This is a genomic window from Desulfosporosinus meridiei DSM 13257, from assembly GCF_000231385.2.
GTDB lineage: Bacteria > Bacillota > Desulfitobacteriia > Desulfitobacteriales > Desulfitobacteriaceae > Desulfosporosinus > Desulfosporosinus meridiei.
In genome coordinates this window covers 626759-642821 of record NC_018515.1, presented here as the reverse complement: position 1 = coordinate 642821, position 16063 = coordinate 626759, and the positions used below count along the sequence as shown (strand labels likewise).

Annotated in this window: 18 protein-coding genes and 1 riboswitch; of the genes, 3 read left to right on the top strand and 15 right to left on the bottom strand. The window is 43.7% G+C overall.

All coding sequences use genetic code 11. The features are described 5' to 3' along the window. Positions 1-89: 89 nt before the first annotated feature. From DESMER_RS02965 to DESMER_RS02925, 9 genes are all read right to left on the bottom strand, one after another. On the bottom strand, positions 90-440 hold the full coding sequence (locus tag DESMER_RS02965) for a type II toxin-antitoxin system PemK/MazF family toxin (protein WP_007778968.1): 351 nt from the start codon (positions 438-440) through the stop codon (positions 90-92). Then, entirely contained in the window at positions 437-715 is a 279-nt protein-coding gene (locus DESMER_RS02960) for a CopG family ribbon-helix-helix protein (protein ID WP_014183054.1), read from the bottom strand. The genes DESMER_RS02965 and DESMER_RS02960 overlap by 4 nt, the downstream gene beginning before the upstream one ends. Before the next feature lie 249 nt (positions 716-964). Further along, complete coding sequence (locus tag DESMER_RS02955; protein WP_014901576.1) at positions 965-1717, bottom strand: type 1 glutamine amidotransferase; 753 nt, start codon at positions 1715-1717, stop codon at positions 965-967. Further along, positions 1714-3117 (bottom strand): MurT ligase domain-containing protein, encoded by a 1404-nt coding sequence (locus tag DESMER_RS02950; protein ID WP_014901575.1) that lies wholly within the window; start codon positions 3115-3117, stop codon positions 1714-1716. Before DESMER_RS02950 ends, DESMER_RS02955 begins: the two co-directional genes overlap by 4 nt. Before the next feature lie 485 nt (positions 3118-3602). Then, complete coding sequence (locus tag DESMER_RS02945) at positions 3603-3860, bottom strand: hypothetical protein (protein ID WP_014901574.1); 258 nt, start codon at positions 3858-3860, stop codon at positions 3603-3605. Positions 3861-4006: 146 nt separating this feature from the next. Then, positions 4007-5119 (bottom strand): alanine racemase, encoded by a 1113-nt coding sequence (alr, locus tag DESMER_RS02940; protein WP_014901573.1) that lies wholly within the window; start codon positions 5117-5119, stop codon positions 4007-4009. 4 nt (positions 5120-5123) lie between these two features. Continuing rightward, positions 5124-6710, bottom strand: a complete 1587-nt coding sequence (locus DESMER_RS02935; RefSeq protein WP_014901572.1) for an NAD(P)H-hydrate dehydratase — start codon at positions 6708-6710, stop codon at positions 5124-5126. Positions 6711-6735: 25 nt separating this feature from the next. After that, positions 6736-7092, bottom strand: a complete 357-nt coding sequence (acpS, locus tag DESMER_RS02930) for a holo-ACP synthase (protein WP_014901571.1) — start codon at positions 7090-7092, stop codon at positions 6736-6738. A gap of 19 nt (positions 7093-7111) precedes the next feature. Continuing rightward, positions 7112-7711 carry a GntR family transcriptional regulator gene (locus tag DESMER_RS02925; protein WP_042333311.1) on the bottom strand — a complete coding sequence of 200 codons (600 nt, stop codon included), beginning with the start codon at positions 7709-7711 and terminating at the stop codon, positions 7112-7114. Between the two features lie 138 nt (positions 7712-7849). Next, positions 7850-7980: riboswitch (cyclic di-AMP (ydaO/yuaA leader) on the top strand. A 153-nt stretch (positions 7981-8133) separates the two neighbouring features. Between DESMER_RS02925 and eam the strand changes: the two genes are divergently transcribed. After that, entirely contained in the window at positions 8134-9384 is a 1251-nt protein-coding gene (gene eam / locus DESMER_RS02920) for a glutamate 2,3-aminomutase (RefSeq protein ID WP_014901569.1), read from the top strand. Between the two features lie 25 nt (positions 9385-9409). Then, entirely contained in the window at positions 9410-9592 is a 183-nt protein-coding gene (locus DESMER_RS02915) for a hypothetical protein (protein ID WP_014901568.1), read from the top strand. Positions 9593-9618: 26 nt separating this feature from the next. Here the strand turns inward: DESMER_RS02915 and mnmL are convergent, their stop codons facing one another. After that, on the bottom strand, positions 9619-10569 hold the full coding sequence (gene mnmL, locus DESMER_RS02910; protein WP_014901567.1) for a tRNA modification radical SAM protein MnmL/YtqA: 951 nt from the start codon (positions 10567-10569) through the stop codon (positions 9619-9621). A 428-nt stretch (positions 10570-10997) separates the two neighbouring features. Between mnmL and DESMER_RS02905 the strand changes: the two genes are divergently transcribed. Next, entirely contained in the window at positions 10998-11993 is a 996-nt protein-coding gene (locus DESMER_RS02905) for a D-cysteine desulfhydrase family protein (protein WP_014901566.1), read from the top strand. Here the strand turns inward: DESMER_RS02905 and DESMER_RS02900 are convergent. The 5 genes from DESMER_RS02900 to cbiQ form a co-directional block, all read right to left on the bottom strand. Beyond that, the gene (locus tag DESMER_RS02900) at positions 11984-12364 is read right to left on the bottom strand and encodes a VOC family protein (RefSeq protein ID WP_014901565.1); all 381 of its coding nucleotides are present in this window, start codon (positions 12362-12364) and stop codon (positions 11984-11986) included. The two genes, DESMER_RS02905 and DESMER_RS02900, sit on opposite strands and share 10 nt — an antisense overlap. Before the next feature lie 187 nt (positions 12365-12551). Then, positions 12552-13745 (bottom strand): DVU0298 family protein, encoded by a 1194-nt coding sequence (locus DESMER_RS02895; RefSeq protein ID WP_014901564.1) that lies wholly within the window; start codon positions 13743-13745, stop codon positions 12552-12554. Between the two features lie 208 nt (positions 13746-13953). Continuing rightward, positions 13954-14169, bottom strand: a complete 216-nt coding sequence (locus DESMER_RS02890) for a tautomerase family protein (RefSeq protein WP_014901563.1) — start codon at positions 14167-14169, stop codon at positions 13954-13956. 291 nt (positions 14170-14460) lie between these two features. Further along, the gene (locus DESMER_RS02885) at positions 14461-15216 is read right to left on the bottom strand and encodes an energy-coupling factor ABC transporter ATP-binding protein (RefSeq protein WP_014901562.1); all 756 of its coding nucleotides are present in this window, start codon (positions 15214-15216) and stop codon (positions 14461-14463) included. Beyond that, positions 15213-16022, bottom strand: coding sequence for a cobalt ECF transporter T component CbiQ (gene cbiQ / locus DESMER_RS02880; RefSeq protein WP_014901561.1), 810 nt, complete (start codon positions 16020-16022; stop codon positions 15213-15215). The genes DESMER_RS02885 and cbiQ overlap by 4 nt, the downstream gene beginning before the upstream one ends. Positions 16023-16063: the final 41 nt, after the last annotated feature.

The following is a 16063-nucleotide window of genomic DNA, read 5'->3' as shown; positions in this document are numbered from 1 at the left end:
TACTTTTAAAGCATAAAAGTAATAAGACAACAAACAAAACAGCGTCGGTATTTTTCATCTCCCGATACGCTGCCTCTTCGTAAATTATATCAAATATCCGCTAGCCCCAGACTAATTTCAATGGCCTGATCTACCCTTAACATAACCTCTTCATCCAACACAGCCACTTTTTCCTTTAGTCGACTTTTATCAATGGTTCGAATTTGTTCTGTAAGAATGACTGAATCCCGCTCTAATCCACTTCGTTTAGCTCTTACTTCCACATGAGTAGGTAATTTGGCCTTGGCAATTTGGGAAGTGATCGCTGCAATAATTGTTGTAGGGCTAAATTGATTTCCTATGTCGTTTTGGATCACGAGGACGGGACGAGTTCCTCCCTGTTCTGAGCCAACAACGGGGTTAAGCTCAGCGTAATAGATTTCCCCGCGTTTTATCATCATCTCTGATATGCCACCATCGTTTCTTCATAATACTCTAAAACCTCTTGCTCTGTGGAAAACAATTCCCTAGCTATGGATAAATTCAGTTGCGCCATCTCTTGGTAGCCCTTACGCATTTGCTCATGGATACCCTTTTTCCGGCGCTCGTGAAGGATGCTATTCAATGCTTCTCGAATAAATTCGCTGCGATTACGCTTTTCAACTGTGACGATCCCATCAACCTCCGCAAGCAAACTTTCCGGCAAACTTATCATAATTCGCTTACTTTCTGCCACATTAGCACCCCCAAGTCATTTAGCTAAAGCTATACTCTATTATAGACAGTAACCTAAAAATGTGTCAACGAATTCGAATGGCAAATAAACCAAAACCCTGGTAAAACAAGGTCTTTTCGCCATGTAAATTATGGTAAGAGACCAGCATCTTAAAAGAACTAAATAGCGGAATTGTTTAATAATGATAGTATATCAGTATATCACTCATGATATACTGATTTTTGTTCATAAACAAACAGAGCTTTGAAACTAGGCTTGCTTCAACAATCTTTTGACCATAACCTTATGGGCCAGTTCTTCCAAGCGATCATCCAGATTCAGCAAAAGAGTATCTATTCCTCGTCTTTTAAGAGCTAATTCCAACAATAAATCAGCCAGATGAGGGTTCTTGGGCAGAAGCGGCCCATGCAGATAAGTACCAAAGACATTCAAGTACCGAACCCCTTCCTCACTGTCCTCTCCATTGTTTCCATTCCCAAATACGACTTTCCCTAAAGGGCTGACTCCTTCACCTAAATGAGTTTTGCCTGAGTGATTCTCAAACCCCACTAATGTTTTGAGCCTTTGTGAATCTCCCTCCAAAATTGTTTGATTAAGTTCTACAACCACATTCCCAATCAAACGCTTTGTGCCGGCAATTGTCCAAACATCAAGAATTCCCAGCCCATCAATTCTTTCTCCGTTAGCCATTTGATAGTATTTTCCCAGCATTTGATAACCGCCACAAATGGCAAGCACTACCAGACCATTCTCGATTGCTTTTCTGAGTTCATCTTCCCGCCGCATCAGATCCTGAACCAATAAACCTTGTTCCCGGTCGGAACCGCCGCCAATGAATAGAATATCCATACTCATGAAATCTAAGTCTTCGCCTAAGGAGGCTTGTTGAATATCCGGCTCAATTCCCCGCCAACGGCAGCGGGCAGCCAGAGTCAAAATGTTCCCCCGATCACCGTAAAGATCCAGCAAATCCGGATAAAGATGGCAAATTTTCAAGTTCATGCTCTGGCCTCCTTTCCACCCTTAGCTTCCGAGTTAGTTAATCCGGCGCTATTTTGGAGATTTTCTAAGATGCCTCGGAAGGGAAAGAGTAGTGTATAGGTCGGTAAGACAAACCAAGCCTCGTCCTCGGCCCGAGTTTTTTTCAGGTGATCCAAGGCTCCCTCTAAACTGTGTTCCAAAATGAGCTTCTCAACAGATACACCGGCATATTTAAGCCGTAAGGCAATGTCTTCTGCTCGCAGACCTGTACAAACAACATTCTTTATTCTTCTGTCCTGCTCACCTAATCGTTCAAAGTTTACATCCCAAAGCCAGGAAATATCTCTGCCATCTGCTGCCAGGTCATTAATTCCAATCAATATCCCCAGAGGTTTATTAACCCCGATCATTGTCTGAATGACTTGATCAAAACCGGTCGGATTTTTAACGAGAGTTAAGGTGACTTCCCCTTCAGACAAATAAAACCGTTCCATACGTCCCGCTTGAGGGATGAAGACTCGCAATCCTCTGGCAATTGTTTCATCTTCGAAGCCTAACTCACGAGCTGCTGTAAAAGCCGCTAGGGCATTGTATAGATTATAGTATCCTTGCAAGGCGATTCGATAAGTAACTTCAGCAACCTGAAATAGCAAAGCTCCTTCATTTTGATGAATATCTTGGGCAAGTATCTTCGGCTCTGGACGCTGAAACCCGCAGCCCGAACATTTAAAAACCCCTAATTGCCCATAGTGAAACAGGGAATATTCCAAGGCTGTTCCACATCTAGGGCAAAATCTGGCTTCCCGGGTCTCTTGACTCTCTTCACGACTATCCGGAGTACGTTCCACCCCATAATAGATAGCTTTAGTAAGATTCGTGCCAAACTGAGCGACTAAGGGATCGTCTGCATTTAAGATCAGAATGGTTTCCTTTGGCAACGATTCTTTAACCATGCGAACTGTTGTATCTAATTCTCCATAGCGATCAAGTTGATCGCGAAAAAAGTTTGTTACAATCGCTAAATTAGGAGTCACCTGCTTACAAAACTTTGGCACAGTTGCTTCATCAACTTCCAATAATGCCATCCTGGCTCTCGATGAGCCTCTCCAACTCGTATTTTGGATTAATGCCCCTGTAATACCGGTAACTAGGTTGGCTCCTGCTTGATTAAAGGCGAAGTCTTTTCCGGCCTCTCGCAAAATACTTGCCAAAAGATTGGCAGTTGTTGTCTTTCCATTGGTTCCGGTAACCATTATAATCCCATCTGTATAAGACTCACTTAAATGTTTCATGATCTGGGGATCAAACCAATTTGAAATCTTTCCAGGGAGGGTTGTCCCCTTTTTCCCCGTTGCTAACAAACCCGTTGTAATTATTTTACCTGCCCATAGGGCCAGCCAAAAACGCCATGTTCGCTTCATGTCTACTCCTTCAAAACTTATCTAATCTATTTTAGCACTCATATGTATTATCAACCAAAATCGGCTCAAAACAAACCTATCTTTATACCTCTTCTAAAGAGTTAGATTCTCGGGACTTTATTATTTTTCATACACTTATCTTACCACGAGTAACTAAGATTTTTATACTGTCAATCTCGTAGTTATTGGTTCTTAATTAACAGATATCCTCAAAATTTATTTAATCCGTTTACAAAATGAAAAATAGTAGTATCTCATAAGTGTTAACCCAGACGAAACATATTACTCTATGGTTTTCTTCTTACCGTCCTAATTGAAGCTTTCCAGTAAAATTTGACAACCCCCTCCAGGAAAGCTGAAGGGGGCCTTGAATTCTTGGCACTATCGTATAACATCAAACTACCATTGTTGTATCAAGCGGTGAACATAATCCATTAGAAAGAAAAAATATCGGTCTTAGGAGTACTACTATAAAAGATCTTATCTTAAAAAGCTTTAAATCCGTTGATACTTTTATTGACAACTAAGTCAAGAATGGGCCCTACCGCAAAGCTTAAGAAAAGACGGAACCCTTCTGCTAAGACTAAAGCTACACCTATTCTAAGGAGAAGACTACCCCAACGGGATGTAGAACGACGCAATATGCCCTCATAATCCAAGGCCCCGGCAGCGCCCCAACCGAGCACCAGGCAAATTACAAAAAAGGCATAACTCAATCCCGTCGTTAAATCTAATATGGCCATAGCACTCCCCCCTTGCCACAATTTATGAGACGGCAAAGGGTTTTATTCTTTAAGCAGCATATTCTTTTGCAGAAACAAGGTTCATAACTGTAAAGAGTAGTCAACAAACCGCTTTAAATTACAGAAGATTGGAGAATACACCATCCCTAGGCCTCTTTATAAAGGCGCGGAACTCTTTTGGAAACTCCACAAACCACTTCATAGCTAATAGTACTCATCCAATCTGCCATTTCTGTCGCTGTTAAATGTTCATTACCATCTTTACCGAGAATAGTCACCACATCTCCCACCTGAACATTTGAGATTTTTGTCACATCTAACATAGTTTGATCCATACAGATCCGCCCTATTATCGTCGACCGTCTTCCCCGAATCAGCATTTCACCTTGATTAGACAGGGCTCTACGCAGCCCATCGGCATAACCCACCGGAACAGTAGCGACACGAGTAGGATAAGCCGCTTGAAAAGTGCGCCCATAGCTTACAGTTTCGCCAGTCTCAATGGTTTTTACATGGGATACTTTTGCTTTCCAGGACAAAACCGGCTGCAGACCGATGTTTTCACTGATCTGAGCAGATGGCTGAAGCCCATATAAACTAATCCCCAGACGGACTATCTCAAAATGGGAATCCGGAAATTGGATAATCCCAGCACTATTTGCGGTATGGCGAATTGGAATAGTAAGTCCGGCAACCTTAAGTTGATCATAAACTGTTTGAAAAGACTTTAGCTGTTTTTTAGCAAATGACAAATCCTTCTGATCTGCAGTGGCAAAATGGGTAAAAATTCCTTCTATAATAAGATTGGGCAATTCAGCGATCTTTAGGATCTCTGCAATCTCTGTCGCGCGAAATCCGATTCGTCCCATTCCTGTATCAACTTTTATGTGCAATCTAACACTCCGCTTGAGCCGTACAGCTGCCTCAGAGAGTGCTTGCGCCTGATTTAATTGAAAAATCGTAGGAATGATATCTTCTCTAACCAGAGTTTCCGAATCATTTTCCTCAGTTGCCCCAATGACCATAACCGTCACCTGAGGAAATACGGTTTTGATTTCCAGAGCCTCTTCTAAGAGGGCAACACCAAAGCGCTTAGCACCACAGGCAATAAGAGTCTTCACCACGGGAAGCGCGCCATGGCCGTAAGCATCTGCTTTTACAATCGGCATTATTTCACTCTTTGTATATGACTGAAGCTTAAAGAAATTGTCTTTAAGCGCTTGCAAGTCTACCTCAGCCCAAACCTGTCTCCCTCCCATAATCTCATCCTCTCTTTCCCTCTAAACCCTTAAGTTCTAAAGCACGTCGAACTTTGGGGAGTTGATTTGCTACTTCCGAAGCCGTAAATCCTGACCAGCCAAATTCCCCCGCTAAGGCATCCGCCGCCTTTCCGTGTAAATACACTCCCAGACAAGCTGCCTCAAGGGGCGGAACCCCTTGAGCTAACCAGCCAAGAATACTCCCGGTAAGGACATCCCCTGTCCCGCCGGTACCAAGTCCGGGATTCCCGGTTGGGTTAAAAAATGCACGCCCATCAGGGGAGGCTATAATGGTTACTGATCCCTTTAAAACCACTACAGCTTCCCACTCGACTGCTTTAGCGACAGCAATTTCCAGCCGGTTTCGCTCAATATCTTCGATGCTGCACTGACAAAGTCGGGCCATTTCACCCGGATGTGGGGTAAGTATTAAGTCTCCTCGACCACTTCGCAAAGCTAACAAGCTTGAATCCAATCCTATAAGATTGAGAGCATCGGCATCCAAGATAACAGGGCAGCTAATATTCTTTAGTATTTCTTCCAAAACAGAAACAAAGTCAATATTCTGAGACAGCCCCGGGCCTACAGCCAGGGCTTTAGCCTTCTCAGCTTGTTTTAAGATCACAGGCCAAGCTTCTTCATTAAGAGAATCTGCGCCGGGTGCTGACCAGACTGTTGCCTCAGTGATACCAGCATCTACTTCTCCGGCTATTCCTAGAGGAGTCACGATTTGCAACAGCCCTATGCCGCTCCGCAAGGCACCTTGTCCCGCCAGCACCGCCGCCCCGCTCATCCCTTTAGAACCTGCCACAAGAATACCCTTGCCATGGGTTCCCTTATGCCCTTTAAGCTGCCGAATAGGAATTATATCACGTACGTCTGCATCCATCAGCACAAATGTTGAAATCCCTTCCTCCATTAAGTAGGATTCCGGGATGGAAATAGGATCTACAACAACTCGACCACAATATTCAGGGCCTTCGCCGAGAAAAAGTCCCCATTTGGGGAGTCCAAAGGTAACTGTCGTCTGAGCTCGGACTGCAGTTCGATAAACTTTGCCGGTATTAGCCTCAACACCACTAGGAATATCAATGGATACCACCCATCCGGGAGCAACGTTTACTTCATCCACATATTCCTCAATCAAACTTGGCAAAGCTCCCCGCATTCCAATTCCAAACAAGGCATCAATAACAACATCGGCCTGGGCTAAAGCTAAGCGTATCAAACGCCGTTGCTTCTCCCCTTCAACGACAAATAGTTTCCCGGTGGTACCTTGAAAAAGACGCAAATTTAACGCTGCATCTCCTCTAAATTCCTTTTGAGCAGCAAATAATAAGACGGTAACATCCATCCCTTGAAAGACTAAGTGCCGGGCAACCGCTAAGCCATCCCCACCGTTATTTCCTTTTCCAACCAGGATAACCGCTTTTCGGCGGTTTAGACCTTCTTTGCCATTGGGGATATTGCGCCGAATTTCTTCGACCACTGCCCAGGCCGCATTTTCCATAAGGAGCAAACTTGGAATACCATAATGATAAATGGCTTTCTCTTCAATCTGCCGCATCTGTTCTGCATTGACCACACGCATTTTTTCCCACCCCAATTTCTCTAACTCAGCTCAAGATTGCGAAGGCCATGGCCTGAGTTCGGTTATGTGCTAGACTTACTCGCACTTGAGATCCTCCTCTAGTACTTACGTGATTCATGGCTCCCGGACTAAGATATACTATTGGCTCTCCTTCTGGATTACTTATAATTTCTACATCATGCCAGGACAATCCCTGCAAGCCCGTGCCTAAAGTCTTTAAAACTGCCTCTTTTCCTGCAAAACGGGCTGCATAGCTTTGAATCCCTTTGCCCTGCAAAGACTCTCTTTCCCGATTTGTGAAAAGACGCTCAAATAACCTTGGTTGACGTTTCAAAGCTTGGGCTACTCGTTCAATTTCAATAATATCAATTCCAGGATACATATACATTACTCCATCCAAATTATAGAATTGCCCTCAATTTCAGTTGTCCTTCAGCCGAGCCTGCAGCCAATAAGACATCCTCTCCTCGCAGGACAAAACTAGCGTCCGGAGAAAATTGTTCCACCCCGTCGCGAACCACCGCAACAATCGTGGCCCCTGTCCGCTCTCGAATTTTCAATTCCTGCAGAGTCTTGCCGATAGCAGGAGATTCCTTCCCGATTTCGATTTCTCCAACATCTAACCACCGTGACATTAGGCGATCGGTATAACCCAGGAATTTATTTAAATGGCTTTCAATCTTAATATCAATTTCACGCCTTTGATCCATAAGCTTCTTAAGATCTTCAACAAAGACTTGAATTTCTCCTTTTTGATCAAAGGACTTAACAAACTTTTCAGCCATAGCCTTTGAAGTAACAGTTATTCCCACACCCTGACTGACCACAACCACCCCAACATTTTGTAAAACTGCTATGGCCCGGCGTATGGTTTCTGGCGAAACATTATACCGCCCTGCTAATGTTGAACGGCCGTGAATTTTTACTCCCTCATGATATTCTCCCATCATGATTGCGTGAGCTATATCAATGGCAATTTCCTGATACCGAGCCTTTTCCAATCTATTCAACCCCTTACCCATTGGGCTATTAACCCTATAAATATCTTCCTATTATAACATAGCCAAATCTTGGTGACATCATGCTCTTGACAGGTAACAACCCTTGTGATAAGATAAGGTTGTCAGTAAAATAAATAATTAATCCATTTGCTGAATTTCCAAAAGGAAAACGGGGGAACCAATTCTTGGGGTGAATCGCCTAATGGCGTAGAGCAGTTTTTCAGCTCGAACCCGACAGCTAACCTCGTAAGCGTTGAAAGACACGATATTCGTGATATTTGCGTTTATTTCTTTTGGGAGCCGACAAAATTTGATTGGTTCTCTTTTTGTTTTCATCACACTTCTTAAAGACTCTCGCACTAATGAAAGCACAGATGGATACGCAGCATAATTTTGGAAAACAAATAGAGGAGGGATATCTCATGGCTGTCGAACTCCAAGAACGTTCCGGTACATTTCGACAATATGCACTTAAGCGTGCGGATGAGCTTAAACAAATGATACTTCCATTCATAAATAATTCCCCAAAAGTACCTACGGGATTTTTACTTTCAGACGCCTACGAATCCCGCCGTGGAAATATTTTAAGCTATTTCAACGCCACACTGGAAGACTGGGAAAATTGGCACTGGCAAATGGCTCACAGAATCACTGAGGCTCATGTCCTGAACGCTCTTCTTCCGGGATTAACTATGGATCAATGTGAGGAAATTGAGCGGGTGGGAAAAACTTACCGTTGGGCAGTATCTCCTTATTATCTTAGTTTAATGAGTGATACTGATCCCCTAGATCCAATCAGGCTGCAAGGATTGCCCACTCTGCCTGAACTTGCCGAAGACTTTGGAGAAGATGATCCTATGGGCGAAGGAATTACCTCCCCCGCTCCCTGTATCACCAGACGTTATCCGGATCGTTTAATTATAAACGTCACTAATATGTGTGCTATGTACTGCAGACACTGCCAGCGCAGACGTAATATTGGCGAAAACGATACACATTCTCCTCGAACCCAACTTAAAGCTGCCCTGGATTATATCCGTGCTAATCCCGAGATTCGAGATGTCCTAGTAACCGGCGGAGACGCCTTACTGCTTAACGACCTCACCCTGGACTGGCTGCTGGGAGAACTCCATGCTATTCCTCACGTAGAGATTAAGCGTCTAGGCACAAGAGCACCTGTGACTTTGCCAATGCGCATAACGGATGAACTATGTTCAATACTCGCTAAATACCCACCCCTTTATATTAACACTCAGTTTAATCACCCCAAGGAAGTTACGAAAGACGCTAAAAAAGCGGCTGATAAACTAATTTCAGCCGGGGTTGTCTTAGGTAACCAGGCAGTTTTACTCAAAGGGATTAATCACGAACCAGAGGTTATGAAAAAACTCAACCACGAATTACTCAAAATTAGGGTTCGCCCTTACTATATTTTCCACGCCAAAAATGTCAAGGGGACTCGTCACTTCGTTCCTCGAATTCAAGACGGGCTCAAGGTTATGGACCAGCTGCGAGGATACACCTCAGGACTTGCAGTCCCAACTTATATTATAAATGCCCCTAAGGGCGGTGGCAAGACACCCATATTACCACAATACCTGGTATCCCTTGATGAACAGCACGCCGTTTTACGAACTTGGGAAGGAAAACTCGTCCATTACGAGACACCATAATTAAAGTGAAAGGGGTGAGTGCAATATGGAACGTCTCAATAACGACCAAATAGCACAAAAGATTCTCGATGCAAATTCAGATATCAAACGCTACTTGAATTTAGCGCCTGGTGTTAAACTAACGCCGCCCCACCCGAAACCGGTAAACTCTTGCTATAATAACCCTATGTCTCAGGCCATGTTTCCACGGCCCAAACTTAATCCTTAATATTGTTTAATCTTTCTCCTTCTCCATTAGCGACCTTTATGGGTCGCTATTTTCTTTACCTCCCGCTCAGCTTTCTTCCCTTGCCAGGTATCCCGCCGCACTAACTCAGCATCAATGGCATTGAGAACTTCCCATTTTTTACGACTCCAGAGTGGTCCAATGAGATCCTCTGGAGGGCCATCTCCGGTCAAACGGTGAATTACCATCTCGGAAGGCAAGATTTCCAGAATATCAACAACCAAGGTAACGTAGTCCTCTTTAGTCATCAGTTCAAACGGCTCTCTTTGATAAATATCAGCCAAAGGAGTTCCTTTTAAAACATGTAAAAGATGAATTTTTATCCCTTGAATAGGCAAGCTGGCAACTGCTCGGGCAGTTTCCAGCATTTCAGTCCTTGATTCGCCAGGCAACCCTAAAATTATATGTGCGCAAACCTGTATCCTTCGTTGGCGTAATTCCTTAACTCCCAGTAGGAATTGCTCATAATTGTGTCCCCGACGGATCCATTCCATCGTGCGGTCATGACTACTTTGCAAGCCTAGTTCTATCCATAAATAAGTACGCTGATTTAATTCTGCCAGGTAATCCAGCACATCCTCCGGTAAACAATCCGGCCTGGTTGAAATTGAAAGCCCCAGAACATTCTCTTCTGCCAAGGCTTCCTCATAGACCTCCCGTAATCGTGCAAGAGAGGCATAGGTATTAGTATAGGCTTGAAAATAGGCTATGTATTTTGCATTAGGCCATTTCTTCCTCATCCGTTCTCGCACTTCAATAAATTGTTCATGCAACGTCAACCTCTGATCTCCGGCAAAATCTCCGGAGCCGCGCTCGCTGCAATAGACGCACCCATTCCGCCCTAGGGTTCCATCCCGGTTTGGGCAGGTAAATCCGGCGTCTAAGGAAACCTTAAAGATCTTCTCTTGGAAACGATTACGTAAGTGCTCATTAAAAGTGTGGTACCTTTTTCTCTGCATTGTCATCCAGCCTTCAAGACCTCTACTTCTATATAAAGGGTCAATTTTGTAAGTTTCTGTTGATATAACCTGTTTAAGTTACATTTCTCTGTTGAAAAATGCCTTTGCATCATAAATCAATTCTGTCGAATATAGGTTTTAGATTGATGAATAGATCAGGGAAAATCGATACTTTAACTTTATCGTCCTCTGTATATACATCTGGTCTTCGCCTCCCACTTTACCAGTCTTCTAGACTTCCACCCAATGTAAAGGTATTACTGCTACTTTGCTTCAGGTAGATGTTCATCAATTCCTCGTATCTCTAGGATAATATTACCACATGAATTGTTCTTTGCAAGATTGATTCCCTCTATAATAAGCAACTTAAAAGGGATTCCCTAACTTTTATAGAAGGATATAGCAATGATAGCCCTAGGAGGTGCCCTATGAATAAATTGCAATTAGCAAAATTGCCTCTTCCAGCTCGAATCTCTTTAATGAATTCTCCTACCCCCCTTCAAAAAAGTCGCCTTGCCTGGGGCAAGGATTCCTTACATTGGAAGCGGGATGACCTGACACCCTTTGGCCTTGGAGGAAACAAACTGCGCAAATTAGAATTTTTATTGGCCGATGCTTTAAATCACAAGGCAGATCTCATTATCACATCCGGAGCACCCCAGTCCAATCACGCCCGACTCACTGCTGTAATTTCAGCAATGCTAAACCTCTCGTCCATCATAGTTATCCCAGGAGAGATGCCCTCCGAATGGGGCGGCAACCTCCTCTTAGATCGCTTAGCCGGCGCCGAAATCATTGCCTGCGGTGAAGAACCTCTTGCTGAAGCAGTGGAACGTATTTCTTCTGAAAGGAGCTTCCAAGGCCGCCATCCTTATATAATTCCCCTCGGTGGCTCAAATGCCCTTGGGTCCATGGGGTATTTCCTTGCTTTTTTCGAGCTTATGGAGCAAGCAAAAGAACAAGGCTGGACTCCTAAGACTCTTGTCTGCTCCGTTGGCAGCGCAGGGACTCTGGCTGGGTTAGTTGCCGCCAATACCCTTTTGCCTCAACCTCTTCGTCTCATAGGAGTCAACGTCATATCGATTTCGGATCAATTATATTCTCGGGTACAACAGCTAGCCTCTGAAATCTTGGACTTGCTCCAAACCTCTTGTCCTCTACCCACTTTTGAGATTACCTCCGACTTTATTGGAGCAGGATATGGCTTACCCACGCCCCCCTCTTCTGAGGTCATAATTGAGTGTTTTCGAACTGACGGTATCCTCTTTGATCCCGTCTATACTGCCAAAGGAGTCGCAGCAGTCAAAAACCTCATGCAGCAGAAAAGCAGAGAACTTCCGGAGGAGATTGTTTTTTGGCATACTGGAGGCGGGCCAGCCATCTTTGATCAACATTATTACACTGATCTTCTTAACTATACCTGATACAGTTCTAATCTCTCTCCACTCGGCCCCCTGAAGAAGAAGTTATATCGCCCTTCCCCTATTGGCATGGGCTCAAAACTATCCATTTCTACCTGCTGATCTTTTAAGTGTTCAATTGCCTTGAATATGTCGGATACTTGAATAGCTAAGTGATTGACAACTCCATCTTCAAACCGATAGCTCTCAATGACCTCCACAAGCTCTATTACTGTGCCCCCTAATTCTAAGAAAACCAATTGAACCTGGCCCGGTTTAATCCGTCTTAAGTATTTAAAGCCAAGCACCTCTTGGTAAAAGCTAACGGCCTTCTCCAGGTCTAAGGCCTTAATTCCTATGTGTTCTATTCCGGTAAAAAGAGATTCTTTTTCCATACTGCTCACCCACCTTTTTAGATTAGGTTATCCAAATCTTCTGCTCTTCGGAAAATAATTGTTTAGAACTGACGGTATTCTTTGTCTATCCTCAGAGATTCGGACGATAATTTATTCGACCAAAATAGTTGTTCTGTTTAACTTAGAAGTGGGGGATGCTTAAAGCTAAGCGTCTGCCGCTTTTTCTTTAAGGCCTGGATCTGTTGGCACCTTCCAGTTCCAAAAGCTTTGCTTTGACATTTAAGCCCCCTGCATATCCAGTCAAACTTCCGTTCTTACCAATCACTCGATGACAGGGAACCACAATTCCAAGGGGATTTTGATTATTGGCCATGCCCACTGCTCTCGAACCTTTTGGGTTACCCACCTTTGCAGCTATATCCCCATAGCTGCGTGTCTCTCCATAGGGTATCCGCAGCAGCTCTTCCCATACCTGAAGTTGAAAAGGGGTCCCTATCTGATGAAGGGGGATTGTAAACTCCTGTCGCTTGCCGGCGAGATACTCTGTTAACTGACGAAAAACTACCACATTAGGTTCTCGTTTTTTGATGAGAAACCATTTTGGGAACCGGCGTGATGCCCAGGCCCGTAAAGACTCTTCCTCTGTAGCTATTGGTTCGATTCCTAACCAACATAGTCCTTTAGCACTGGAAGCAGCTGTTATTTCAACCTCCAGGTCATTGATTGTCACCTGTTCTGACCAATAGGCAAGGGTTGGAACCTGCCAAAGTTCCTGAACGGAATAACTGACAAATTTTCCGCCTTGATAGATTTCCAGCTTAGCTTGATCGTTTTTTAGACGTTGATCCAGCTCAGCAGAAACCCGCCATTTCGGGCCCTGCTCGCGATAAAGGGCAAAGTCATCATGAGGATTCCTCAGTAATGAATAAATCAGCGCAGCCAACCCCCTAACGAAGGGTTCCTCGTCCTCTAATAAGGGGCTTATGCGTTCCTCCAGAGGATCAACCAAGTGCGGCGCAGTTTGGGCTAATTGAGCCAATCCCCATAAAGCCCCATCCTTTAAACTCTCATCAACCAGCAAACCGGAAAGCATCCAATTAAAATGCCCGCAAGTCTTGGGATTATAGGCTAAGAGGCTCCCGATGGCCTCCGATGCATTCCAAGCTGTCCCTCCGGATTCATCATTAAGCATCCAAAAATATCTCCTAACAAGCTCCACAGCAAAGGCGGGTTTAAGCTTTTCGATTTCACGAACTAAAAATCCCAGCCCTTCTACAGCTCTCCAAAAGATAAGCCCATCTTTAACATAGATCCGGGTCATCAACTGACGATAGACATTTCTATGTTCGCTAGCCCAATGCTTGAGTGTATCCCAATCCCGGTTCTCTAAAACCTGTTCTACTTCTTTCTTCGTAGGCATTAGATACCCCTTCTCTCTTTATAGTATTTCCTCTTTTATATTCATTATTTTTAACAATTCTTTATTAATAATATTATCACAATTTCAGGAAAGTGTATATTAAAAAAAGCATTATTAAACTACTTATGAGGTAATAGTTATTTTCTAAAAAGAGTCTAGAAATCATATAAGCGGCCCCAAAAGGCCGCCTGCATAAAATAAACTATGATTAGTCTCTAATTTCTTTGTACTTATCCCAATAAGCGGTTTCGGTTAGCACTTCCCCACCAATACCCATATTACTGTATTCGTGTTCATCCAGAGTTACAGTAAAAGCTGCCATTGGAATTCCTAAAGCTTGAGAAGCAGCCTGACTCATTCCATGAATAAGACTTCGTTTCTGATCAATAGTAAGAACGGGTCCATCAAAATTAATCATTGGCATTTAACAAAGCACCTCCACAAATTCATTTTTGCTCTTGTTTAAAATTCCCGATTAAGCTTAAAAAAATGTAAACCAGGGTTTATTAGTAAAAGATTTATATTACCTTATTTGTTAGAAATATCCTTTTATTTTATAATAGCATCTGGGGAATTAGGCTCTCATCTATGGGCTTAATATTATCATTGGATGAGGGGTCTCAATCAAAGGAAAAAGGGACAGTCCTTTTAAAGCACATATAATGTGTTAAAAGGACCGTCCCCACAACACTTCCACAACACTTTCCACAACACTTTATTTCTTTGATCCGCAAACGGGACAGTTTTGCAGGGCCAAGGGTACCTCAAGTCCACAGGCATCCATCAATTCGGCATTCACCAGAACTTCAGAAGTAACTCCATCAGCGGCAATCGCCCCATTTTTGATGACAATGGTTCGGTCACACATCTCATAAATCATGTCCAGATCATGGCTGGTGACAATTTTTGTGTGCTTGAAGCTTCTCAGCAGCTCCATCACCCTTCGTCTGGATTTAGGATCCAGGGCCGCTGACGGTTCATCCATCACTAAAATATCAGGCTGCATGGAAAGTACTGAAGCTATAGCGGCAGCTCGCTTTTCTCCGCCGGATAATTTAAAAGGCGCTCGATCCTTCAAGTGAAGTATCCCAACTACCTCTAAAGCATTAAGGACACGCTTCTCAACTTCCTTTTCATTAAGCTTATAGTTCCGAGGCCCAAAAGCAACGTCATCGTAGACGGTGTTCATAAACAGCTGGTCATCCGGATCCTGAAAGACCATTCCCAGCCTTTGCCGAATCATTGGCAAGGTCTTTTTGGTAACCTGAACATCTCCCACACAAACCTCGCCCTGACTTGGAAAGAGAACCCCCATAAGCAACATTAAAAGTGTCGATTTTCCTGCCCCATTGGCTCCTATGATTCCCACAGACTCTCCGTGATGAATGCTGAAAGACATTCCCTTAACGGCATTATGTCCATCAGGATAATTGAAATGGAGATTTTTGACCTCAAGTTTATGATGACTCATCTAATCACTCCTGTTAGCAATGAACCTATTAACAGGGGGATATTATAAATTCTCGCCAGTACAAAGAACCCAACCCATCCCCCTAAATAAGCCCAATCCCAGCCACAAATTTTATTAATTTCCCCACTATGGTACTCCCCGGCAAACCCTCTTAAACACATGGCTTCGTAAATACGCTGTGCTCTGTCAAAGGTGCGCAAAAGCAGCTGACCGGCCAGGGAACCCCAAGCACTTCTATGTACACCTTTTTGTTTCGGTGCCCGCAGTGAGTAGGCTCTTAAGGTGCGAGCCACCTCCTCCATCAGCACGGAGATATAGCGATAGGTTAAAAGAAGTTGGAGTACAAATATACGAGGTACTTTCAGAATTCTTAAGGCCCCGGCAAGTCGATCCATTCCCGTAGTGGCAATGAGCAGCAAAGCAGCTGTTACGGTTAGACCACTTTTTAACAAAATAGAAAGAAAAGTAACCCATCCCCTGGAAAACTCTCTTCCAGCCAACTCAAAGGTCTGCTGGTCAAAGACGGGGTTAAGTATTCCTATACCTATAATAAAGGGAGAGACCAGCAAGATCCTTAACAAAATAGGCCTAACCGGTAGTTCAGCTAAAGCCAAAACCATCACCGGATAAAAGAACAAGGGCAGCAAGCCGGCAACCTCATATCGGCCAAAGGAGACAACCACAGTTAAATAACTAACTGTGGTTAATAATTTTATTAAAGGATGCAGCTTGTGGATCACGGTTTCCTGCCGAGCCAGATCATCAAGCAAGCGCATGTTGTAGATTGAATCTGCGATGTTTGCCATATCAACTATCCTATCCTAATCTTCAATTCCAAGACAACTAC